This window comes from Luedemannella flava (assembly GCF_039528515.1).
Lineage (GTDB): Bacteria > Actinomycetota > Actinomycetes > Mycobacteriales > Micromonosporaceae > Luedemannella > Luedemannella flava.
In genome coordinates, this window is record NZ_BAAALT010000189.1 from 1 (window position 1) to 20,896 (window position 20,896).

Genomic DNA, 20,896 nt, shown 5'->3' on the forward strand with positions numbered 1-20,896 from the left:
GGCCGGGTCGACGTGGGCGTCGCCGACGTCAGCGGGGCCGGGGTGGGGACCGGCGGTGCGGCCGACGACGGCCCGCCGGTCGCGACCCCGGGCGCGCGTTCGTTCGCGCACGCACCGACGGCGGCGACCGCGAGAGCGGCGGCGAGCAGGGCGGCGGCGAGGGAACGGCCCGCCCGAGGGGGGAGCGGGGGCACGTCCGGATGGTATGCCCGTCAGGGGAGCGCGAAATACCCCCGAACGGGCTCCGTCAGCAACCCGTCGGCGAGCAGGCTCGCCAGCGCGCGGTCCCGCTGCACGTCATCGGCCCAGACCACGTCGAGCGCCGCGCGCGGCACGGCCACGTCGGCGCCGCGCACCACCCCGAGCAGCAGCCCGCGCACCTGCCGGTCCGTCCCCGCGTACCGCTGCGGCTTGCGGCTCGGCCCGCTCAGAGCCACCGCGACCCCCGCGTCACTCGCCCGCCGCCACGCGCAGACGCTGACCAGTGGGCACTGCAAACACAGGGGGGTACGGGCGACGCAGCGCACCGCGCCCAGTTCCATGAACGCCGCGGAGGCGACCGCCGCCGCGGCCGGATCGGCGGGCAGCAGCGCCTCGGTCGCCACCAGATCGGCGGCGGTCGTGGCGGGCCCGGCGTCGGCCAGCCCGCCGGCCGCCCGCGCCACGAGCCGGCGCACGTTCGTGTCGACGACCGGGTGCCGCTGCCGGAACGCGAACGCGGCCACCGCCCGCGCCGTGTACGTCCCGACCCCGGGCAGCGCGAGCAGCTGGTCCAGGTCGTCGGGGATCTCACCGCCGTGCCGTTCGCCGACGGCTACGGCGCACGCGTGCAGCCGCAGCGCCCGGCGCGGGTACCCCAGCCGGCCCCACGCGCGGATCGCCTCGCCGGACTGCTCGGCGGCCAGGTCGGCGGGGGTGGGCCAGCGGGCGACCCAGTCGAGCCATACGGGCGTCACCCGGGACACGGGCGTCTGCTGCAGCATGACCTCGCTGACCAGGACGCCCCAGGCGGTCGTGCCGGGCCGGCGCCAGGGCAGGTCCCGGGCGTGGGCGGCGAACCAGTCGGTGGCGAGCCCGGCCAGGAGGTGCCGGTGGTCGGGGGCTGATGGTCCGTCCGTCGGGACGGTTGCGGAGCGTCGCGGCATCGTGGCGCCGATTGTTGCACGATGGCGGCGTGCACGAACTCGCCATCACCGTGCTCGGCCACGACCGGCCGGGCATCATCGCCGAGACCACCGGGATTCTCGCCGGCCTCGGGCTGAACCTCACCGACTCGACCATGACGCGGCTGCGCGGGCACTTCGCGATGACGCTGGTCTGCACGGGCGACGCGGAGCCGGCGGCGGTCGAGGCCGCGCTCGACCCGCTGACCGCGGACGGCCGGCTGCTGGCGACCGTCCGCCCGATCGAGCCGGACGCCGCGGCCGCCGAGCCGGGCGGGCACTACGTGCTGAGCCTGCACGGCGCCGACCGGCTGGGCATTGTGGCGTCGGTGACCCGGCTGCTCGCCGACGCGGGCGGCAACATCACCGATCTGACGACCCGCCTCGCGGGCAACCTGTACCTGGTGATCGCCGAGGTGGACCTGCCGGTCGGCGTGGCCGTCGACGAGCTGACCGCACGGCTCGCCGGGCTCGCGGCGGAGCTGGGCGTCGAGGCGGGCCTGCGCCCGGTCGAGGTGGACGTCCTGTGACTGCCGAGCCGGCTCTGCTGACGCGGTGGGCGGACGCGGCGGCGTCGCTGACGCCCGCGGTCCGGCCGGTCGTCAGCGCGCCCGCGGCCGTGCTGAGCACGGCCGGCCCGGCCGTCGACCCGGCCGACCCCGCCGTCGTCCAGCTGGCCGTCGACCTGGTCGCCACGATGCGGGTGTCGCCCGGGTGCGTGGGCCTGGCGGCGCCCCAGGTCGGCGTCGGGGCCCAGGTGTTCGCGGTCGACGTGACCGGCCACCCCAAGGCCCGTACGACCCATGGGTGTTTTGTCTTGTGCAACGCGCACGTCACCTCGGCGTCCCAGTGGAAGGCGGGCCGCGAGGGTTGCATGTCGGTGCCGGACTTCACCGGCGACGTGAAGCGGGCGGGCAGGCTGACGGTCACCGGCCAGCTCCCCGGCACGGGCGAGACGATCGAGATCGTCACGGACGCGTTCGAGGCGCGCGCCCTGCAGCACGAGATCGACCACTGCGACGGCCTGCTGTTCCTCGACCGGGTGGCCGGCGCCCACGCGATCTACCCCCGGCAGACCTACCTCTAGGTCTGTCACGTTGGGTTAGGTTGCGGAGCGTCATGAGATTCGCTCGTTCCCACACACCCTCACTCCCGCTTTGCTCTGCTTCCTTATAGGAATCGGCCTTTGACCTGGGCCTTTGACTTGGATCTCTGGCCACGGTCGTCACGGAGCGTGGTGCTTCCTATGGGGAAGCAGAGCAAAGTGGGTGGGGCGGGGTGGGGCCGGTCGGCAGAGCCGTGACGCTCAGTGAGACCTAGGTGGGTTCGACGAGGAGGCGGGCGTAGTTCGCCATCGAGCGCTGGTAGCGGGGCAGCGTGGGGGCGACGGCGCCGATGAGGAGGCCGACCGCCTCGCGGTCGCGGCCGAGGCTGGTCAGCGCCAGCGCCAGGACGCAGTGGGCGGCCATCCGCAGGTCGGCAGCCTGGGGGTCGGTCTCGTCGCGGGTCAGCTCCGCGGTGAGCAGGGCGACGCTCTCCTCGGGGTGGCCGACGTTGCGCAGTGAGCTCGCGAGCTGGATGACCGCGCGGCGGCGGCGCAGGCCGGTCAGACCCAGTGCGAGCGCCTCGCGGTAGAGCGGGACGGCCAGGTCGGAGTGGCCGGTCGAGTCGAAGGCGCAGGCGCGCTCGAAGTACGCGATGCCGGTGCCGGCCGGCAGCTCGTCGGCGAGCGCGTCGATGCGGGCCCGGAACGCGGCCCCGGCCGCCTCATCGTCGTCCGCGATCCCGCCGAGGCTGTCCCAGGCGGCCGCGAGCCGCTGCTCCCACTCCGTCGTCGCCATCATGAACGCAGCTTGCCATCCGACCGGCCACTGTGGATCGCGAGGGTCCAGCGGCGCGTCGCCTCGTCCCCGCCGGGGCTGCCCGCATAGGGTGGTCACATCATGCGACTCACCGTCGGCCCACTGCCGGCCGCCGTCTACTGGCGCCGCCGGGCCGTTGTGCTGACCGCCATCGTGCTGGTCCTCATGGTGATCTTCTACTCGTGCTCCGGCCCGGCCGGTAAGGCCACCACCGGCGCGGCCGCCACCCCGACGCCCAGCGCGGAGGCGGTCGAACCCACGGCGAGCGAGGCGGTGCTCGTGCCCACCGTCGAGGCGCCCGCCACGACCAGCCCGGCACCGAGCCCGTCCGCGTTCACGCTGCCCACCGGCGGCGGTGGGGCCACCGTGGCGGCCCAGGGCGGCGCGTGCACCGACACCGAGATGGTGGTCACCGCGACGCCGGCCAGTGGCAAGGCCGCGGCCGGCGCGACGATCGACTTCACCATCAAGTTCCGCAACAACAGCCAGCGGTCCTGCACCCGCGACATCGGCGCCGACGCGCAGGAGCTGCGGCTCATGGACGGCCAGAAGGTGATCTGGTCCTCGGACGACTGCAGCCCCCGGCACGGCTCCGACGTGCGCAAGTTCGCCCCCGACGACGCCGTCGCCTTCACCCTCACGTGGAACGGCAAGCGCAGCCGCAGCGGGACCGGCGAAAAGGTCTGCACGGCCGGGGCCACGGCGCCCGCCATCGGGGCGTACCAGTTGGTCGGCCGCCTCGGCACCGCCTACAGCAGCCCGACGGCCCTGCGCCTGACCTAGACGTACCGTTCGAGGATCGACGCCTCGGCCAGGCGGGACAGGCCCTCGCGGACGCCGCGGGCGCGGGCGTCGCCGACGCCCTCCACCGCCTGCAGGTCCTCGACCGTGGCGCCCAGCAGGCGCTGCAGGCTGCCGAAATGCTCCACCAGCCGGTCCACCACGGCGCCGGGCAGGCGCGGCACCTTCGCCAGCAGGCGGAAGCCGCGCGGCGACACCGCGCCGTCGAGCGCCTCGGCCGTGCCGGGGTAGCCGAGCGCCTTGGCCACCAGGGTCAGGTCGATGAGGTCGTTCGCGGACAGGCGGTCCAGCTCCTCGAGCGCCTCCTCGATGGAGCGGATCCGCCGGCCGGGCGGCAGGTAGTCGCGGATCACCAGCGTCCGGTCGGCGTCCACGCCGGCCATCAGCTCGTCCAACTGCAGGGCGAGGAGACGGCCGTCGGTGCCGAGCTCCACCACGTACCCCTCGATTTCGTCGGCGATGCGCCGCACCATCTCGAGGCGCTGGACCACCGCGATCGCGTCGCGGGCGGTGACCAGGTCCTCGATCTCCAGGGCGGAGAGGGTGCCGCTCACCTCGTCGAGGCGCAGCTTGTAGCGCTCCAGCGTGGCCAGGGCCTGGTTGGCGCGGGACAGGATCGCCGCGGAGTCGTCCAGCACGTGGCGCTGGCCGTTGACGTAGAGGCTGATGATGCGCATCGACTGGCTGACCGAGATGACCGGGAAGCCGGTCTGGCGGGCCACCCGCTCCGCGGTGCGGTGCCGGGTGCCGGACTCCTCGGTCGGGATAGCCGGGTCGGGCATCAGGTGCACCGCGCCGCGCACGATCCGGGTGCCGTCGCTGGACAGGACCACCGCGCCGTCCATCTTGCACAGCTCGCGCAGGCGGGTGGAGGAGAACTCGACGTCGAGCGGGAAGCCGCCCGTGCACAGGGTCTCGACCGTCTTGTCATAGCCGAGCACGATGAGGGCGCCCGTGCGTCCTCGCAAGATCCGTTCCAGTCCGTCGCGCAGCCCGGTGCCCGGCGCCATCAGCGCCAGGGTCGTGCGTAACGGGTCGTCACGGTCGATGGGCACGCCGCACAGTGTACGTAGCCGACTACGCTGCCGGTTGGTCGGTATCGCCTCGTGTTGCGTACATGTCAAAACGGTCTATGGTGGCGATCGTCTTCGCCCCTCCTGCCGTGGACGGTGTCCGTGGATGAAAACGATGAGGTGGTGTGGGTCCGCAGGTTCCCGCGACGGGCACTGGTGCGGATCTGGTGGCTCATGCTCTCCGGCTCCTTCGTGGTCGCGGTCGCCGATCTTCTCTTCGGCGCCGAACCGACCCGGCTGCCGGGCAGCGGCCGCCTGAACCCCCTGGCGCTGGCGGTGCCGTCGCTCGCCGCGGCGTTCGGCGTCGTCATCGGGGCCACGGTCGTCGCCGCCGTCCGCCGCCCGTACGTGGCGGCCGATCCGACGGCGTTGCGGCTGCGACCCGGGTTGGGGCGCATCCTGGTGCTGCCGTGGGACCAGGTCAGCGAGCTGACCGTGGTGCCGGTGCGGCGGCGCGCAGTCCTGCTCGTGCGGTGCGCCGAGGGCGCGTCGCCGGACGCCGCCGTCCGTCCCCGCTGGTGGGACCAGGGCGTCCTGCGCGACGCGCGACAGTTGCGCAGCATGGAGTCGCTCACGGACTACGACGTGGCGGTCAACCTGGACGACTTCGTAGGCGCCCCCTACGACCTGCTGGAAAGTCTCGAACCCTACGCCCCCGAACACGTCCTGTTGATCGACAAACTGGACTGACCGCTCGCTCCGGGTCAAGCCCCACTGGTGAGGCCGACGGGTGCCGTGCCTGTCGGAGGGGCGTGCGGGGTCACGCGGCGGATGGGCGCGTGGGACGTGACTCCTCCGCGAAGGCTCGGGGAGTCATTCCTCCGCGAGGGCGCGGGTGGCTGTGTGGAGGGCCATGCGAACGTCGCGGACCTCAAGGACCGTCATGCCGCCCGGGGTGTCGCCCGTGGCGGCCGGGCCGCAGCCGGGCGGGACGAGGGCCGTGCGGAAGCCGAGGCGGGCCGCCTCCGCGAGCCGGCGGGGGACGGCGCCGACGCGGCGGATCTCGCCGGTCAGGCCCACCTCGCCGATCGCGACCATGTCGCTGGCCAGAGGGAGCTCGTGGGCGGCCGACGCGACCGCCAGGGCGACGCCGAGGTCGGCGGCGGGCTCGGTGACGCGGATGCCGCCGACCGTGGCGGCGAAGACCTCGCGGTCGTGCAGGTGCAGGCGGGAGCGCCGCTCCAGGACCGCGAGGACCATGGCCAGGCGGGCGCTGTCGAGGCCGCTGACCGTGCGGCGGGGGGAGCCGGCCACCGTGGCGCCGATGAGCGCCTGCACCTCGGTGACCAGCGCCCGCCGGCCCTCCATCGCCACCGTGATGCCGGTGCCGGGCACCGCCTCGCTGTAGCGGGTGAGGAACAGGCCGGACGGGTCGGGCAGGCTCGAGATGCCCCCCTCGTGCATCTCGAAGCAGCCCACCTCGTCGGCCGCGCCGAAGCGGTTCTTGAGGCCGCGCACGAGGCGCAGCGAGGAGTGCTTGTCGCCCTCGAACTGGAGCACGACGTCGACCAGGTGCTCCAGGACGCGGGGGCCGGCGACGTGACCGTCCTTCGTGACGTGGCCGACCAGCACCATGGCGATGCCGCGTTCCTTGGCGATCGACACCAGCGCGGCCGTGACCGCGCGGACCTGGGTCACGCCGCCGGTCACGCCGTCGGTGCCGGGCGCCGAGAACGTCTGCACCGAGTCGACCACGACCAGGCCGGGCTTGACGTCGTCGATGTGCCCGACCAGCGCGCCGAGGTCGTTCTCCGCGGCGAGGAACAGGCGCTCGTGCAGGGCGCCGATGCGCTCCGCGCGCAGCCGGACCTGGCTGGTGGACTCCTCGCCGGAGACGACGAGGGCCGGGCCGGCGTCCGAGCGCGCGGCGGCCCACTGCTGCGCGACGTCGAGCAGGAGCGTCGACTTGCCCACGCCGGGCTCGCCGGCGAGCAGCACCACGGCGCCGGGCACGAGGCCGCCGCCGAGGACGCGGTCGAGCTCGGGGACGTTCGTCGGCCGGGCGCGGGCCGGCTCCACACTGATCGTGGCGATCGGCTGGGCCGGCTGCGCGGGACGGCGGGCGGTGACCACGCGGCCGCCGACCACCGGCGCGGCGGCCGACTCGAGGACGGAGCCCCACTCACCGCACTCGGGGCAGCGACCGACCCACTTGGCGGGTCGGTGCCCGCAGACCTCGCACTCGTACGCCGCCCTGGGCGCCTTGGCGGCGCGGGCGGCGGGCAACCGGTTCGGCTCGCTCGTCACGCCGCGACGCTACCGCCCCGGTCCGACAGGTTCACTCCTCGCCGTGGATGTCCATCGGGGAGCGCGGCGCGGGGGTGACGGGCAGACCGACCGGCACCTGCACGGTGACCGTGCCACCGTCGGAGAAGGTGAAGGTCACCGGGATCGACCCGCCGTTGACGAGCTCGGCGGAGAGCTTGTTGAGCAGCAGGTACGGGCCCTCGCCGGGCACCAGCAGGGCGTACCCGGCGGCGGGGATCGTGACCTGGAAGCTGGACTCGCCGGCCGGCTTCTCGGCGGCCGGGCTCGCCGTGGCGCCGGGGCTGGCCGACGCGGCCTCCTCCGACGCGCCGCCGGTCGGGGTGGCCTTCTTCGGGTCGACCAGCAGCACCGAGGCGGCTTTGACGGCGGGGTTGCCGGTGGCGTCCACGCCGGGGGTGGTCACGCCCGTCAGCGAGATGGCCTGGCCGGTCTGGTTGAACAGGCGCACGACCAGCGGCGCGTTCGCGCCGGCGGCGTAGCCCTCGATGCCGTCGTAGGCGACGACGAGGTCGCGCAGCGCGACCGTGGTGTCGTCACTGCCGGCCGGGCCGGCGGAGGCCTCGGCGCCGGTGACGGCGGCGACCTGCGAGGAGGTCTGCGTGATCTGGCCCGCGCTGCACGCGGAGACGGCGAGCAGGCCGGCGACCAGCACGGACCCGGCGATGATCCGGGCGCGGCGGCGCGGGGAGCTGGCGGTCACGGCAGTGTCCTCCTCGATCACGGTCTCCAACGGGCTACAGCGTAATGGGCGCTGTGCGGGCGCCTACGCAGACCCGCCCACGGCCGCCACCAGCAGCGCCACGTCGAGGACGGCCACCACGAGGACCACCCGGAACAGCACCCGCGACCCGGGCCGACGCACCTGCGCGTACCCCCCGATGAGCAGCAGCGACGCGGCCGTCACCAGGCCCGTCAGCGCGAGCCACGACGGCGGCCCGGCGGGCCCGAGGACCAGCAGCGCGCTCGCGGCGCCGAGCCCGACGGCGGCCGCGACGGCGCTGCGCGTCGCGCCGATCCGGTGCGGCAGGCCGCGTACGCCCGTGCGGGCGTCGTCGGCGAGGTCGGGGATGACGTTGGCGAAGTGCGCCCCGACGCCCAGGCACGCCCCGGCCGCGACCAGCCACAGGGCCGGCGTGACGCCGGCGCCGAGCATGATGTAGGCCGGCAGCGCCCCGAACGACACCGCGTAGGGCACCGGCGACAGGACGGTGAACTTCAGGGGCCAGTTGTACAGCAGCGCCGAGCCGAGCGCCCCCAGCAGCACCAGCCCCGCGACGACCCCCGACAGCAGGGCGAGCGGCACGGCGGCCAGACCGGCGACAAGCGCGGCCAGCCCGACGGCTCGTCGGGGCACCAGCCCGGAGGGGATGGGCTTGTCGGACCGTCCGACCAGCGCGTCCCGGGAAGCGTCGAGCCAGTCGTTGTGCCAACCGGTGCACAACTGTGTCGCGAGCACGGCCGCCGCGACGGCGAGAACCCCGGCGACAGGGCGCCCGCTGGCCACCGCGAGCAGCGCGGAGCCCACGGTGACGGCGGCCGTCGGCTCGGGGTGGCAGGCGCGCACGAGCCCGGCGAGCGCCATTTTGTCCACCGTCGACACGCAGCCAAGTGTGGCCGGTGCCGCGCTTCCGTGTCACGCTGAACCATGCCGCGAGCGCTGCTGAGAAACGACGTTCGCCAGTACGAAGATCTTCGCGACGAGTGGTGGCGGCCGAACGGGAAGTTCGTCACGCTGCACTGGATCGCGGCAGCCCGCGCCGCGCTGCTCCCCCCGGCGCCGCACGACAGAGCCGTCCTGGTCGATCTCGCCTGCGGCGCCGGCCTGATGGCCCCGCACGCGGCCCGGCTGGGCTACCGGCACGTGGGCGTGGACCTCGTGACGCCGTCCCTGGAGCAGGCCCGCGAGCACGGCGTGGCGCCGATCCGCGCGGATGTGACGCAGGTGCCGCTCGCCGACGGCTGCGCCGACGCGGTCACCGCCGGCGAGATCCTGGAGCACGTGCCCGACCCGGCGGCGGTGGTCGCCGAGGCGTGCCGGCTGCTGCGCCCCGGCGGCACCCTCGTCGTGGACACGATCAACGCGACGGCCCGGGCGCGGCTCGTCGTCGTCACGATCGGTGAACGCGTGCCGGGCGGGGCGCCGCCGGGCATCCACGATCCGCGCCTGTTTGTGCGCCCATCGGTGATCGTCGAGGCGGCCGCCCGGCACGGGGTAAGGCTGACGGTGACCGGCTTCCGGCCGTCGGCCCGGCAGATGCTGCGCTGGATGATCACGCGGCGCGGCACGGTGCGCATGGTGCCGTCGCGCTCGACCGCCGTGCTCTACCAGGCAGTCGGCACCAAGAGCGAGACCTGAGGGGGTTACGCGATGCCCGCACCGTGGGAGGTGGTCTCGCGGCTGAGGCCGCGACTGGCCGACAGAGCCGCCGGGTACGACCGCAGCGGCGACTTTCCCGTCGAGGACTTCGCCGACCTGCGGGCGGCGGGGATGTTCGGCCTGCTCGTCCCGTCGCGGTTGGGGGGCCTCGGCGCGGACTACGCCGACTACGCGAAGGTCGCCTTCGAGCTGGCCCGGGGCAACGGCGCGACGGCCCTGGTGTTCAACATGCACGCGTCGGTGACGGGCGCGCTGAACGGCGTGCCCGACGAGATGGCGCGCTCCCTGGGCGTACCGGCGGAGTTCTTCGACGACCGCGACCGGATCCTGGCCGCGGCGGCGCAGGGGGCGTTCTACGCGGTCGCGATGAGCGAGCGCGGCGTGGGTTCGCGCCTGTCGCAGCTCACCACGAGGTACGAGGCGGTCGACGGCGGGTTCCACATCAAGGGCGCCAAGTCGTTCTGCTCGGGCGCGGGGCACGCCGACGCGTACCTCGTCGCGGCGCGGTCGGCGACGGATGACGAGGTGGTCTCGCAGTTCCTGGTGCCGGCCGGCGAGGGCGTCACGGTCGAGCCGACCTGGGACTCGCTGGGCATGCGCGCCACGTCGTCGCACGACCTGCACCTGGACGTGACGGTCCCGCACAGCGCGCTGCTCGGCGGCGTGGAGGGCCTGGCGCTGTTCATCGCGCAGCTCATGCCGCACTGGATGGTCGCCAGCTACGCGGCGGTCTACGTGGGCGTGGCCCAGTCGTGTGTGGACGCGGCCGTGGAGCACCTGAACAACGGCCGCGGCCTGTCGAACCTGGCCTCGGTGCGGGCCCGGGTCGGGCGCGCGGACGCGGCCGTGGCCGCCGCCCGCCTCGTCGTCGACGAGGCCGCCCGCAGGGTCGCCGAGGCGCCCGGCCACACGGACACCAACCGCTGGGTGTGGCGGGCGAAATACCTGGCCGGCACGACGGCCATGGACGTGGCCGCGTCGCTGCTGGAGGCGGCCGGCACGTCGGCGAGCCGGCGCGGGCACCCGCTGGAGCGGCTGTTCCGCGACGCGCGCTGCGGCTCGCTGCAGCCGGCCACCTCCGACGTGTGCGCCGACTGGCTGGGCATCGCCGCGCTGGGCGGCGACCCGGACGCTGACGGGGCGGCGCCGCGATGGTGAGCGCCCGCGTCGCCGGGATCGGCGTGGCGCACCCGCCGCCCGTGTCCCAGCAGGTCGTGTTCGACGGGTTCTTCGCCGGGCACTACGCGGGCGTGGCGCGCGGCCTCGCCAAGCGGGTGTTCGAGAACTCGGGCGTGGCGACCCGGCACGGCGTCGCGAACCCGCTGGTCGAGGATGTCTCGCAGTGGCCGACGTCGCGGCGCATGGAGCGCTACCTGGCCGAGGCCCTGCCGCTGGGCAAGGAGGCGGTCAGCGCCGCGTTGGCCGAGGCGGGCGTCGCGGCGAGCGACATCGGCCTGCTCGCGGTCTGCTCGTGCACCGGCTACGTGACGCCGGGCCTGGACATCCTGCTCGCCCGCGACCTCGGCCTGCCGCCGACCGCGCAGCGCCTGTTCGTGGGCCACATGGGCTGTTACGCGGCGCTGCCCGGCCTGGGCGCGGTGAGCGACTTCGTCGCCGTGCGCGGCCGCCCGGCGGTGCTGCTCTGCGTGGAGCTGCCCAGCCTGCACGTCCAGCCGGCGGCCGTCGACCCCCAGCAGGTGGTCGCGCACGCGCTCTTCTCGGACGCCGCGGCCGCCGCGGTGCTGCTGCCCACCACCGGGGAGTACGGGGTACGCGAGGTGGCCTCGGTGACGGACACCACGACGGCGGACTACATGACGTGGCAGGTGACCGACCTGGGGTTCCGGATGGGGCTGTCGCCGCAGGTCCCGGACGCGCTGCGGCCGCACGTGCGGCCGCTGGTCGAGGGCATGCTGGCCGGGCACGGGCTGTCGGTCGGGGACGTGGGCGCCTGGGCGGTGCATCCCGGCGGTCCCCGGATCCTCGACGTGGTGGGCGAGGAGCTGGAGCTCGCGGACGACGACCTGGCGGCGTCGCGCGGCGTGCTCGCCGAGCACGGGAACTGCTCGTCGCCGACCGTACTCATGATCTTGGAGAAGCTGAAGGACCGCGGCCCGACGCCGACCATGATGCTGGCGTTCGGCCCGGGGTTGACCTTGTACGGAGCGCTGGTGGGCTAGTTCGTCGGGGCGGTCGCGAGGTCGGCCATCGCGGTGCCCAGCCGCGCGATCGAGGTGACGTCCGGCACGGTCGTGCGCACGGTGCCCTGGCGGTCGACGAACAGCGCGGTGGCGGCCCGGGCGCCGGCCTGCCCGGACCCGGCGGCGTAGCGGCCACGCAGGACGCCCTGCGGGTCGGCGAGCGCCACCGTGTCGGGCCGGGCCTCGGCGATCTTCGGAAGCGTCGCGGCGACCACGACGACGGTGACGCCGGGCGGCGCGAGGCCGGCGGTGTCCCTGATCAGGGTCGCGCAGTCGCACCCGTCGACCAGCAGGACGACGGCGGGCAACGTGGGGCGCAGGGTCACCGTCGCGCCGGCCGCGTTGGTGAACGTCAGGTCGGGCAGCGGGGTCCCGGCCGTGCTCACCGTCGGTGGGGCGGCCGTGTACGTGGCGGGGCGCCGGTCCCAGGTGACCACGAAGAGGCTGATCAACGTCGTGATCACGGCGACGCTCATGATGATGAGCGGGACGCCGAGGCCGTTGGGGTTGGCGGGGACGCCGAAGATCTTCCGGAGGCGGCCGCCGCGCGTGCCGCGACGCAGCTCGCGGCGGACCTGCGCGGCCTCGCGGTCGAGCTCGGCGGCATTGTCCGGGATGACGATCGTGCCCCATTCGGGCGGCAGGTCGGGGACGCCGTGGGGCGTTCCGTCATCGGGCGGTGGCGCGCCGCCGTTGTCTGGACGGAGAACGCCCATGGCTGCCTCCCTGCACGCACCCCTGGCTACTACTGTCCCTCAACGGGTGTAATGAACGCCATAGCTAAATACCCGTGACGCGAAGATGTCTAACGCGTGCTCACGACTGTCAGGGTGGCGATGTTGCCCGTTCGGCGCGTCTTTCAGCGCACTTGCCGGATAAGTCAGGCTGCTCCCCGCGGATCGTTCTTGATCGTCTCTTGATTCCACGGCCGGGCGCACCTCTGCGTAGCCGTGTCAAGCTGGAGCGTCAACGCTCACAACGGTTCTGAGCTGCGGCGACGCCAAAGACGGGGGTGGGCTGATGGTTGCGCCCCGTGTTACCCTAGACACAGCGAAAGGGGTTTCGAACCTATGGTTTTCAGTGTCGGCGAAACCGTTGTCTACCCCCACCACGGGGCCGCACTCATCGAGGCAATCGAGACTCGGGTCATCAAGGGCGAAGAGAAGCAGTATCTCGTGCTTCGCGTCGCCCAGGGTGACTTGACGGTTCGGGTGCCCGCTGAAAATGCCGAGATCGTCGGCGTCCGGGAAGTGGTGGGCGAGGAAGGCCTGGGTAAGGTCTTCGACGTTCTCCGCGCCCCGCACACCGAGGAACCTACCAACTGGTCCCGGCGTTACAAGGCGAACCTGGAGAAGCTGGCCTCCGGCAACCCTCTCAAGGTGGCGGAGGTCGTTCGTGACCTCTGGCGTCGCGAGCGGGAGCGGGGCCTGTCGGCCGGTGAGAAGCGCATGCTCGCCAAGGCGAGGGACATCCTCGTCGGTGAGGTCGCCCTCGCCGAGAAGAGCACCAAGGACGCGGCCGAAGTCCTGCTCGACAAGGTGCTCACCGAAGCCTGAGTCCCCGCACCCTCCGATACACACAACTCAGACAGGACCGCGACGTGACCGCGCATGCCCCCTCGCGCGGTGACGTCGCGGTCCTGGTTCCGGCCGCGGGTCTCGGCACCCGACTCGGCCCCGGTGCCCCGAAGGCCCTGCGCACGCTGGCCGGCACCCCGCTCCTGGTCCACGCCGCCCGCCGCCTCGCGGCGGCCCGGAGCGTCGGCTGCCTCGTGGTGGCCGCCCCGCCGACAGACGTCACGGCGGTCCGGGACATGCTCGCCGAGGTCGCCACTGATCTGATCGTCGTCGCGGGCGGCGACACCCGGCAGGACTCCGTGGCCCGCGCCCTCGCGGCCGTGCCGGCACACTTCCCGATCGTGCTCGTCCACGACGCCGCCCGGGCGCTCGTCCCCCCGGCGCTCGTCGAGCGCGTCGCCGCCGCCGTCCGGGACGGACACGACGCCGTCGTGCCGGTGCTGCCCGTCGTCGACACGATCCGCACGGTGGACGCGTCCGAGGTGGCCCTCGGCACCGTCGACCGGTCGACGCTGCGGGCGGTCCAGACGCCCCAGGGTTTCCGCCGCGAGGTCCTGGCCGCCGCCCACGAGGCGGCCGGCGAGGCGCTCACCGACGACGCGGGCCTCGCCGAGGCGCTGGGCGTCCGCGTCCAGTGCGTCCCCGGCGACGAGGCGGCCCTGAAGATCACCCGCCCCTTCGACCTGGCGATAGCCGAACTCCTCCTCCGCCCCTGACCCACCCCCTCCCACCCGGACGTCCTGCCGACGTTTGGACCGTTACGCCTGGAACTCGGCGCGAAATTACCTGCGTAACGGTCCAATCGTCGGCTTGCCTCTTGGGTGGCGCACAGCGACCCGGCGTGACGGGGCGAAGTCGAGTCGCGGTGTTTCGGGGGTTCGATGCGGGGGGCGGGGGGACGCGTAGGGTGAGGGCGTGATCGTGCCGGTGGTGGGGGTTGGGACGGACGTGCACGCCTTTCAGGCGGGGCGGCCGTGCTGGGTCGGCGGGCTGCTGTGGGACGGCGCGGACGGGCTCGCCGGGCACTCCGATGGCGACGTGGCCGCGCATGCCGCGTGCGACGCGCTGCTGTCCGCCGCCTCGCTCGGCGACCTGGGCTCCAACTTCGGCACCGACCGCCCCGAGTGGGCCGGCTCCTCGGGCGCCGCCCTCCTGGAGGAGACCGCCCGTCGCGTAAAGGCCGCCGGTTTCGAGATCGGCAACGTCTCGATCCAGGTCATCGGCGTCGCTCCCAAGATCGGCCATCGCCGTGCCGAGGCTCAGGCCGTCCTCTCGGCGGCGGCGGGCGCCCCCGTAACGATCTCCGGCACCACCACGGACGGCCTGGGTCTCACAGGCCGCGGCGAGGGCCTCGCGGCGATCGCGGTCGCCCTCCTCCACCGCGGCTGACCACCGCCGCTCCGCGCCGGCAGAAGTCGACTTCCGCACCCTTAGAGGCGCGTCACAGCGTGCACAAGTCGACTTCTGCGCGCTTTGCGATGCGGCCAGCGCGTGTGGCAGGGTGATCGTCCATGGGTGTCGCGCTTCCCGAACTTGCCACGCGGTTGATCGATGAGAACGTGTTCGTCACGTTGACCACCATCAACCCCGACGGGGGTCCACAGTCGAGCGTCATCTGGGCCAAGCGGGACGGTGACGAGATCATCTTCTCGACGATTCTCGGCCGCCGGAAGACGCTCAACATGCAGCGCGACCCGCGCGTCAGCCTGTGCTTCTTCGACCCGGCCGACGGCTACCGGTACGTCGAGGTGCGCGGCACGGTCAGCATGGCCACGGACGGCGGGCCGGAGCTGATCGAGGAGCTGTCCCAGCGCTACGACGGAAAGTCGTTCACCGAGAGCAGCCCGACCAACGTGCGGGTGGTGTGCCGGGTCGAGGCGACGAAGGTCATCACGCACTAGCCGCGGCGGTCCGCCAGCCGAACCGGATCCGCGCGATGATCCACAGCGCCGCGACGCCGTCCCGCCAGGTGATCTTCTTGCCCTCCTCGCGCCCCCGCGCGTGGTAGGACACCGGCACCTCGAACGGGCGCATGCCCAGCTTGAGCAGCTTGGACGTCACCTCGGCCTCCATGCCGAAGCCGGCCGACCGGACGCCGAGCCGGCGGTAGAGCTCCACCGGCATCAGCTTGAAGCACGTCTCCAGGTCGGAGATGTAGCAGTTGTAGAGCACGTTCGCGAACAGCGTCACGAGCCGGTTGCCCATCACGTACCAGAACGAGAACGACGAGTGGCTGCCGAACGTGCGGGTGCCGTAGACGACCGCCGCGTCGCCGGCCAGCACGGGCGCGACCAGATCGGGGATCTCCTCCGGTGAGTACTCCAGGTCGGCGTCGCAGATGACCAGGTAGTCGCCGGTGGCGGTGTCGAGGGCGGTGCGGATCGCGGCCCCCTTGCCCCGGTTGGTCGCGTGGGACACGACTGTGACGCGGGGGTCGCCGGCCACCCGGGCCAGCAGGTCCGCGGTGCCGTCGCGGCTGCCGTCATCCACGATCACAAATTCAAGATCGCATGGGTACGGGACGTCGAGCACGCGCTTCACGGCGAGCTCGATGGTCGCGGCCTCGTTGTAGACGGGCATCAGGATGGACAACTTCATCCGGCTCGGCTCCCTGAAGAACGCAGGCATGCGCGCCAGCCTACGGCCGTCGTGTTTCCATCGCGACCGGAAGCGCCGGGTCAATCGGGGCGGATCATTCGACCGCCACGGCCATCCGGTCGACCGCTTCGGCGAGCCGCGCGGCTGACGTGGCGAAGTTGAGCCGCGCGAAGCCCAGGCCGGGGGCGCCGAACGCCGGGCCGGCGGAGAGCGCCACGCGCCCCCGGTCGAGCAGCACCGCCGCGGGATCGTCGCCGAGGCCGAGCGCGCGCAGGTCGAGCCACGCCAGGTAGGTGGCGTCGGGCGGGCGGTAGCCCGCGCCGGGCAGGCGCTCCGTCAGCAGCGTGGCGAGCAGCCGGCGGTTGTCGTCGAGCCCGGCGAGCAGCGCGTCGAGCCAGTCGTCGCTCGCGGTGTACGCGGCCTCGCCGGCGATCACCCCCAGGATGCCCGCGCCGTGGTCGGGCGGCACCGAGCGCAGCGTTGCCCAGCCGGCGTCGCCGGGCGCGAGGGCGAGCGCGGCCTTGAGGCCGGGCAGGTGCCACGCCTTGGACGGCGACACGAACGCGACGGCCCCGTCGGCGGCCGCGTGCGGCAGCGACGTGAAGGGTGTGAAGGACACCCCTGGGTAGCACAGCGGCGCGTGGATCTCGTCAACGATCACCTGCACGTCATGCGCCGACGCGAGGTCCGCGATCGTCATCAGGTCCGCGCGGGAGGCCACCAGACCCGTCGGGTTGTGCGGGTGGCACAGCAGGTACGCCGAGACGTCCCGCCGGGCCAGGTCGTCGGCGAGCCGGTCGAGGTCGAGGGCGTACTCCCCGGTGTTCTCATCGCGGCGCAGCGGGGACGCGACCACGCGGCGGCCCACGGCGGTGATGGTGCGGGTGAACGGCGGGTACGCGGGGGTGTTGATGACGACGGCGCTGCCCGGGCCGGTGACGAGCGGCAGGACGGCGGCGATGCCGGTGTTGACGTCGGGAATGAGCCGCATGCGGCCCGGGTCGGGCAGCCACCCGCCGTGGCGGCGCTGGGCGAACCCCGCGAACGCCTCCGCCAGCCGCCCCGGGTGGGCGTAGCCGGTGTCGCCGCGCGCGATGGCGGCCGTCAGCGCGGCCGCGATCGCGGGGGCGAGCGGGGTATCCATCTCGGCAACCCACAGGGGCAGCACGTCCCGGTCGTACGCCCGCCACTTGATGCTGCGTCGCGCCCGCAGCTCGGCCGTGCTGAGCAGTTCCAGCGGGTTGTCCACCCGCCCATCCTCAACCCGTGGCGGGGTCGACGTCGAGGCCGGCGCCGGTGTTTCGCGCCCACGTCCAGGCGTAGGCGTCGTCCTCACAGTCGGCGGCCGCGTCGGCGAGGTCCAGCGGCCGGAACGTGTCGACCATGACGGCGAGCTCGTCGAAGTAGTCCACGCCGATGGCGCGCTCGACCGCCCCGGGCTGCGGCCCGTGCGTGAACCCGGACGGGTGCAGCGAGATGGACCCCTGCTCGATGCCCGAGCCGCGCCGGGCCTCGTAGTTGCCGCCGGTGTAGAACAGCACCTCGTCGGAGTCGACGTTGTGGTGGTTGTAGGGCACCGGGATGGCCAGCGGGTGGTAGTCGACCTTGCGGGGCACGAACGAGCAGATGACGAAGTTCGGCCCGGCGAACGTCTGGTGTACGGGCGGCGGCTGGTGCACCCGCCCGGTGATCGGCTCGAAGTCGTGGATGGACAGCGCCCACGGGTAGAGGCAGCCGTCCCAGCCGACCACGTCGAACGGGTGGTGGGCGTAGGTGAACGCCGTCCAGCCGCGCCGGTGCCGCACGAGCACCTCGACGTCGGTGCCCTCGACGAGCAGCGGCTCGGCCGGCGAGCGCAGGTCGCGCTCGCAGTAGGGAGCGTGTTCGAGGAGCTGCCCGCGCACGGACAGGTAGCGCGGCGGCGGTCCGATGTGGCCCGTCGCCTCGATGATGAGCAGCCGCACGGGCCCGTCGGGCACGATCCGGTGGATCGTCGACGTCGGGATGATCAGGTAGTCGCCGGCGGCCACGGTCATGGCGCCGAAGGTGGTCTCCACGCGCGCGGTGCCGGCCTCGATGTAGAGGCACTCGTCGCCGATCGCGTTGCGGTAGAGCGGTGAGGGGGCGTCGGCCACCACGTACGAGATGCGGCAGTCGTCGTTGACCAGCAAGGGCTGCCGGGACCGCACGGCGTCCGCGCCGGTCACTGTCTTCAACGCGTGGGTACGCAGGTGACGCGGCTTGAGCGGGTGGTTGGGCGTGCGGCCGGCGGACGCCGGCGGGTCCACGGCCCGGGCGTCGACGATGGCCGTGGGCGGCCGGCGGTGGTAGAGCAGCGAGGAGTCGGCGGAGAAACCCTCCTGGCCCATCAGCTCCTCGGCGTAGAGCGTGCCGTCGGGCTGACGGAACTGCGTGTGGCGCTTGGGCGGCACCTGTCCGACGCGGTGGTAGTACGGCATCACTACCCTCCGTTCTGTCCTGCTCACCGGCCGTTTGCGTCCGATAATCGGTCGGTATTGTCCGTTAGTCGTAGCCTCCGTTAGGTTCTCTAGTCGTGTCAATGAGCGTGCCGCCGCTGTTTCGGCGGATGGTCGACGACGCCTCCGTTCTGCCCCCCGGCGGATCCACGCTGCGGCACGCGGTGGCCGACCACCGAACCCACCACGCGGCCTGGTACGCCGACATGGTCGGGCCCCTGCTCGTGCCGGCGGCCGACCTCGATGACCTGCGCGGCGTGCCCGACCCCGCCGACCCGCTGGCCATCGGCCTGGTCGGGGAGCTGCCGGTGGTGCGCGCGCGGCTCGCCAAGTGGGCGCGCGGCACCCCCGCCGGCCTCGACGGCGCCGACCTCGCCCAGATCGAGGTCCCGGTGGCCAAACGCGGCGAGGACCCGATCCCCGGCCTGACCGCCCTGCTGGAGCTGGCCCGGGCCTGGCCGACCCTGCCCGTGTTCGCGGAGATCCCGCTGACCTGGGGGCTGAGCAGTGCCCTCGACGCGCTCACCGAGGCGCGGGCGACGGGCCTGCGGGTGGCGGCGAAGTTCCGCACCGGCGGGCTGGCCGCCGAGCTGTTCCCGACCCCGATGGAGCTGGCCGCCGTCATCTGCGCCTGCCGCGAGCGCGACCTGCCGTTCAAGCTGACCTCGGGGCTGCACCACGCGATCCGCCACGGCGACCCGGACACGGGGCTGACCCACCACGGCTTCCTGAACGTACTCGTCGGGGCGCTTGCCGCGGCCGACGGCGGGGAGGTGGTCGAGGTCGCCCAGGTGCTCGGGGGCACCGACCCGGTGCCGCTCATCGAGGCCGTCCGTCCCCGGCGGCACGAGGAGCGTCCCATGTGGATCAGCTTCGGTTCCACCAGCATCGATGACCCCGTGCGCGACCTCAGTAGGCTGAGTCTTATTCACCCCGCGCCGCACTGACAGAATCTGCGTGATCGGGCGGCAACGCTCCGCTACCGTGGTTCGTACGGAACACGAACGGGGAGGGGCGCCCGTGTCCACCATCGCGGTCAGCCGTTCCATCGCCGCACCCGTCGACGTGGTGTGGGCGATCTTCACCGACCTGCCCGGCCGGCCGGAGTGGCTCTCCACAGTGGATGCGGTCGAGGTGCTCACGCCGGGCCCGTTCGCGGCCGGCATCCGCTGGCGCGAGACCCGCACCCTGGGCGGCGACGTCACCGTGACCGAGGAGCTGCTCGCCGCCGAGGTCGAGGTCCGCCAGCGGTGCGTGATCACCTCACCGGGCTCGGGCGTCGACTACACCCTCACCTACACCTTCCGTCCCGTCGAGGTGGGGCGGGCCCACGGCGGCACGATGGTCGGCGCGGTCTTCGAGGGCCACCTGTCGTCGCGGGCCAGCCGGGCGGTCGCCTTCTTCCTGGGCGGCCTCGCCGCCCGCACCGCCGAGGGCGCCCTGCGCCGCGATCTTGACGCGCTCGCGGCGGCGTGCGCCGACCCGATGGCGTCCTCCGCAGCCTGACAGGCTGAGCATCGGGCTGACGCGCCGGTGTCGTCCAGGTCACGGTTGCCGGCGTGGTGGCCTTTGGGCCGGTTACAGTGCCTTGCGTGGGTGTGATGATCAGCAAGCCGGTGCGCCGCGTCGCGGCCGTCATCGCGATCATCGTGCTGCTCGCGGCGCTGGCCCTGCTCGGCCTCCGGGTCCTCGGCTCCCGCGACCTGCTGACCCCGCCCACCACCGACTTCCCGACCGCCTCGACGGAGCCCAACCCGCGCCCGCTCGGCTCGCACCGGGTCATGCCGCTCGTCGTGGACGGGCTGCGGGTGCACGCCGAGAAGCGCCGGGTGTGGGCCGAGGGCCCGGTCGGCGAACGCCAGGAGACCAACCCGTACTGGGCGTTCCGTCGCTGGCCCGCCCAGCTCGTCGGCGTCGCCCGCGCCGGCGCCGACAGGACCGCGCTGATCATCTCCCAGTGGTCGGACGGCGAACTGGTCGCCATCGACCTGCACCGGGGCCGGGTCGCGTGGCGCGCCGACGCCCCCGTCGGCCAGGACACCTACGACGGCCGCCGCACCGGCGCGGACACGGTCCACGACCCGCCCGCGCTGCTCGTCGCCACGGCGGCGGACGGTCGGGCGGCGGTCGTGGTGAGCGCCCCGGGGGCGGTCCACGCCTACGACGCGCGCACCGGCGCGGCCCTGTGGGCGACCGACGTCGCCGCGGGCTGCCGGCCGGGTGTCTGGTCGAGCGCCGGCCTGCTCGCCGTCCCGCCGTGCGGCAACGGTCGCACGCTCGAATTCGTCGACCCGGTCACCGGCCGCGCCGTGAGCAGCTGGTCCGCCCCGGCGGCGCCGGCCCCGGCCGCGTGCGCGTCGGGCCACACCGACTGCGCGTTCGTGGTGGCCGGCACCGAGGTCCGGCAGCCGAACCCGGACGGCACCCTGCGCACCGTGCCGGCCGGCGTCGCGGCCGCCGTGGTCGGCGCCGGGGCGCCGGGTGCCCGGCTCGCCGGGG

Annotated in this window: 24 protein-coding genes and 1 pseudogene; 14 read left to right on the plus strand and 11 right to left on the minus strand. The window is 73.6% G+C overall.

Features of this window, described 5'->3' with window-relative positions; all coding sequences use genetic code 11:
• Positions 1 to 194 (minus strand): annotated as a pseudogene (locus tag ABD211_RS24980) (hypothetical protein); the annotation flags it as partial.
• A gap of 18 nt (positions 195 to 212) precedes the next feature.
• On the minus strand, positions 213 to 1,145 hold the full coding sequence (locus ABD211_RS24985) for an HhH-GPD family protein (protein WP_344136735.1): 933 nt from the start codon (positions 1,143 to 1,145) through the stop codon (positions 213 to 215).
• 29 nt (positions 1,146 to 1,174) lie between these two features.
• Between ABD211_RS24985 and ABD211_RS24990 the strand changes: the two genes are divergently transcribed.
• Entirely contained in the window at positions 1,175 to 1,693 is a 519-nt protein-coding gene (locus tag ABD211_RS24990; protein ID WP_344136736.1) for a glycine cleavage system transcriptional repressor, read from the plus strand.
• A 14-nt stretch (positions 1,694 to 1,707) separates the two neighbouring features.
• The gene (locus ABD211_RS24995; protein ID WP_344136806.1) at positions 1,708 to 2,250 is read left to right on the plus strand and encodes a peptide deformylase; all 543 of its coding nucleotides are present in this window, start codon (positions 1,708 to 1,710) and stop codon (positions 2,248 to 2,250) included.
• A gap of 229 nt (positions 2,251 to 2,479) precedes the next feature.
• Here ABD211_RS24995 and ABD211_RS25000 read toward each other — a convergent pair whose 3' ends face one another.
• Positions 2,480 to 3,007, minus strand: coding sequence for a tetratricopeptide repeat protein (locus ABD211_RS25000; protein WP_344136739.1), 528 nt, complete (start codon positions 3,005 to 3,007; stop codon positions 2,480 to 2,482).
• Between the two features lie 99 nt (positions 3,008 to 3,106).
• Between ABD211_RS25000 and ABD211_RS25005 the strand changes: the two genes are divergently transcribed.
• The gene (locus ABD211_RS25005) at positions 3,107 to 3,808 is read left to right on the plus strand and encodes a hypothetical protein (RefSeq protein WP_344136742.1); all 702 of its coding nucleotides are present in this window, start codon (positions 3,107 to 3,109) and stop codon (positions 3,806 to 3,808) included.
• Here ABD211_RS25005 and disA read toward each other — a convergent pair.
• The gene (gene disA / locus ABD211_RS25010) at positions 3,805 to 4,881 is read right to left on the minus strand and encodes a DNA integrity scanning diadenylate cyclase DisA (protein ID WP_344136745.1); all 1,077 of its coding nucleotides are present in this window, start codon (positions 4,879 to 4,881) and stop codon (positions 3,805 to 3,807) included. The two genes, ABD211_RS25005 and disA, sit on opposite strands and share 4 nt — an antisense overlap.
• Positions 4,882 to 5,001: 120 nt before the next feature.
• Between disA and ABD211_RS25015 the strand changes: the two genes are divergently transcribed.
• Complete coding sequence (locus ABD211_RS25015; RefSeq protein ID WP_344136748.1) at positions 5,002 to 5,589, plus strand: hypothetical protein; 588 nt, start codon at positions 5,002 to 5,004, stop codon at positions 5,587 to 5,589.
• 123 nt (positions 5,590 to 5,712) lie between these two features.
• Here ABD211_RS25015 and radA read toward each other — a convergent pair whose 3' ends face one another.
• From radA to ABD211_RS25030, 3 genes are read right to left on the minus strand one after another with little or no spacing between them, the layout of a single operon-like run.
• Entirely contained in the window at positions 5,713 to 7,146 is a 1,434-nt protein-coding gene (gene radA / locus ABD211_RS25020; RefSeq protein WP_344136751.1) for a DNA repair protein RadA, read from the minus strand.
• 31 nt (positions 7,147 to 7,177) lie between these two features.
• A complete protein-coding gene (locus ABD211_RS25025) occupies positions 7,178 to 7,888 on the minus strand; it encodes a copper chaperone PCu(A)C domain-containing protein (RefSeq protein ID WP_486336264.1) in 711 nt (236 codons plus the stop codon).
• Positions 7,889 to 7,930: 42 nt separating this feature from the next.
• Positions 7,931 to 8,749: a UbiA family prenyltransferase gene (locus tag ABD211_RS25030; protein ID WP_425560524.1), complete on the minus strand. Its 819-nt coding sequence runs from the start codon at positions 8,747 to 8,749 to the stop codon at positions 7,931 to 7,933.
• A gap of 63 nt (positions 8,750 to 8,812) precedes the next feature.
• Between ABD211_RS25030 and ABD211_RS25035 the strand changes: the two genes are divergently transcribed.
• The 3 genes from ABD211_RS25035 to ABD211_RS25045 are packed head-to-tail and all read left to right on the plus strand — an operon-like array spanning position 8,813 to position 11,724.
• Positions 8,813 to 9,523, plus strand: coding sequence for a methyltransferase domain-containing protein (locus ABD211_RS25035; RefSeq protein WP_344136760.1), 711 nt, complete (start codon positions 8,813 to 8,815; stop codon positions 9,521 to 9,523).
• 12 nt (positions 9,524 to 9,535) lie between these two features.
• Positions 9,536 to 10,702: an acyl-CoA dehydrogenase family protein gene (locus tag ABD211_RS25040; RefSeq protein WP_344136763.1), complete on the plus strand. Its 1,167-nt coding sequence runs from the start codon at positions 9,536 to 9,538 to the stop codon at positions 10,700 to 10,702.
• The gene (locus ABD211_RS25045) at positions 10,696 to 11,724 is read left to right on the plus strand and encodes a type III polyketide synthase (protein ID WP_344136766.1); all 1,029 of its coding nucleotides are present in this window, start codon (positions 10,696 to 10,698) and stop codon (positions 11,722 to 11,724) included. The genes ABD211_RS25040 and ABD211_RS25045 overlap by 7 nt, the downstream gene beginning before the upstream one ends.
• Here the strand turns inward: ABD211_RS25045 and ABD211_RS25050 are convergent.
• Positions 11,721 to 12,461: a hypothetical protein gene (locus tag ABD211_RS25050; protein WP_344136769.1), complete on the minus strand. Its 741-nt coding sequence runs from the start codon at positions 12,459 to 12,461 to the stop codon at positions 11,721 to 11,723. The two genes, ABD211_RS25045 and ABD211_RS25050, sit on opposite strands and share 4 nt — an antisense overlap.
• 354 nt (positions 12,462 to 12,815) lie before the next feature.
• Here ABD211_RS25050 and ABD211_RS25055 point away from each other — a divergent pair, with 354 nt between their 5' ends.
• From ABD211_RS25055 to ABD211_RS25070, 4 genes are all read left to right on the plus strand, one after another.
• Complete coding sequence (locus ABD211_RS25055) at positions 12,816 to 13,301, plus strand: CarD family transcriptional regulator (protein ID WP_344081004.1); 486 nt, start codon at positions 12,816 to 12,818, stop codon at positions 13,299 to 13,301.
• A gap of 44 nt (positions 13,302 to 13,345) precedes the next feature.
• Positions 13,346 to 14,038 (plus strand): 2-C-methyl-D-erythritol 4-phosphate cytidylyltransferase, encoded by a 693-nt coding sequence (ispD, locus tag ABD211_RS25060; protein ID WP_344136772.1) that lies wholly within the window; start codon positions 13,346 to 13,348, stop codon positions 14,036 to 14,038.
• 199 nt (positions 14,039 to 14,237) lie between these two features.
• Positions 14,238 to 14,711, plus strand: a complete 474-nt coding sequence (ispF, locus tag ABD211_RS25065; protein WP_344136775.1) for a 2-C-methyl-D-erythritol 2,4-cyclodiphosphate synthase — start codon at positions 14,238 to 14,240, stop codon at positions 14,709 to 14,711.
• Positions 14,712 to 14,833: 122 nt separating this feature from the next.
• Entirely contained in the window at positions 14,834 to 15,223 is a 390-nt protein-coding gene (locus ABD211_RS25070) for a PPOX class F420-dependent oxidoreductase (RefSeq protein ID WP_344136777.1), read from the plus strand.
• Here the strand turns inward: ABD211_RS25070 and ABD211_RS25075 are convergent.
• From ABD211_RS25075 to ABD211_RS25085, 3 genes are all read right to left on the minus strand, one after another.
• Entirely contained in the window at positions 15,213 to 15,920 is a 708-nt protein-coding gene (locus tag ABD211_RS25075) for a glycosyltransferase family 2 protein (protein WP_344136779.1), read from the minus strand. The genes ABD211_RS25070 and ABD211_RS25075 overlap by 11 nt on opposite strands.
• A gap of 94 nt (positions 15,921 to 16,014) precedes the next feature.
• Complete coding sequence (locus ABD211_RS25080) at positions 16,015 to 17,169, minus strand: MalY/PatB family protein (protein ID WP_344136781.1); 1,155 nt, start codon at positions 17,167 to 17,169, stop codon at positions 16,015 to 16,017.
• Between the two features lie 10 nt (positions 17,170 to 17,179).
• On the minus strand, positions 17,180 to 18,379 hold the full coding sequence (locus tag ABD211_RS25085) for a homogentisate 1,2-dioxygenase (RefSeq protein WP_344136783.1): 1,200 nt from the start codon (positions 18,377 to 18,379) through the stop codon (positions 17,180 to 17,182).
• A 95-nt stretch (positions 18,380 to 18,474) separates the two neighbouring features.
• Here ABD211_RS25085 and ABD211_RS25090 point away from each other — a divergent pair, with 95 nt between their 5' ends.
• From ABD211_RS25090 to ABD211_RS25100, 3 genes are all read left to right on the plus strand, one after another.
• Positions 18,475 to 19,344, plus strand: a complete 870-nt coding sequence (locus ABD211_RS25090; RefSeq protein WP_425560523.1) for a hypothetical protein — start codon at positions 18,475 to 18,477, stop codon at positions 19,342 to 19,344.
• 73 nt (positions 19,345 to 19,417) lie between these two features.
• Positions 19,418 to 19,903, plus strand: a complete 486-nt coding sequence (locus tag ABD211_RS25095; protein ID WP_344136789.1) for an SRPBCC family protein — start codon at positions 19,418 to 19,420, stop codon at positions 19,901 to 19,903.
• Between the two features lie 86 nt (positions 19,904 to 19,989).
• Positions 19,990 to 20,896, plus strand: a 907-nt coding sequence (locus ABD211_RS25100; RefSeq protein WP_344136792.1) for an outer membrane protein assembly factor BamB family protein, incomplete at its 3' end; no start/stop codon positions are given.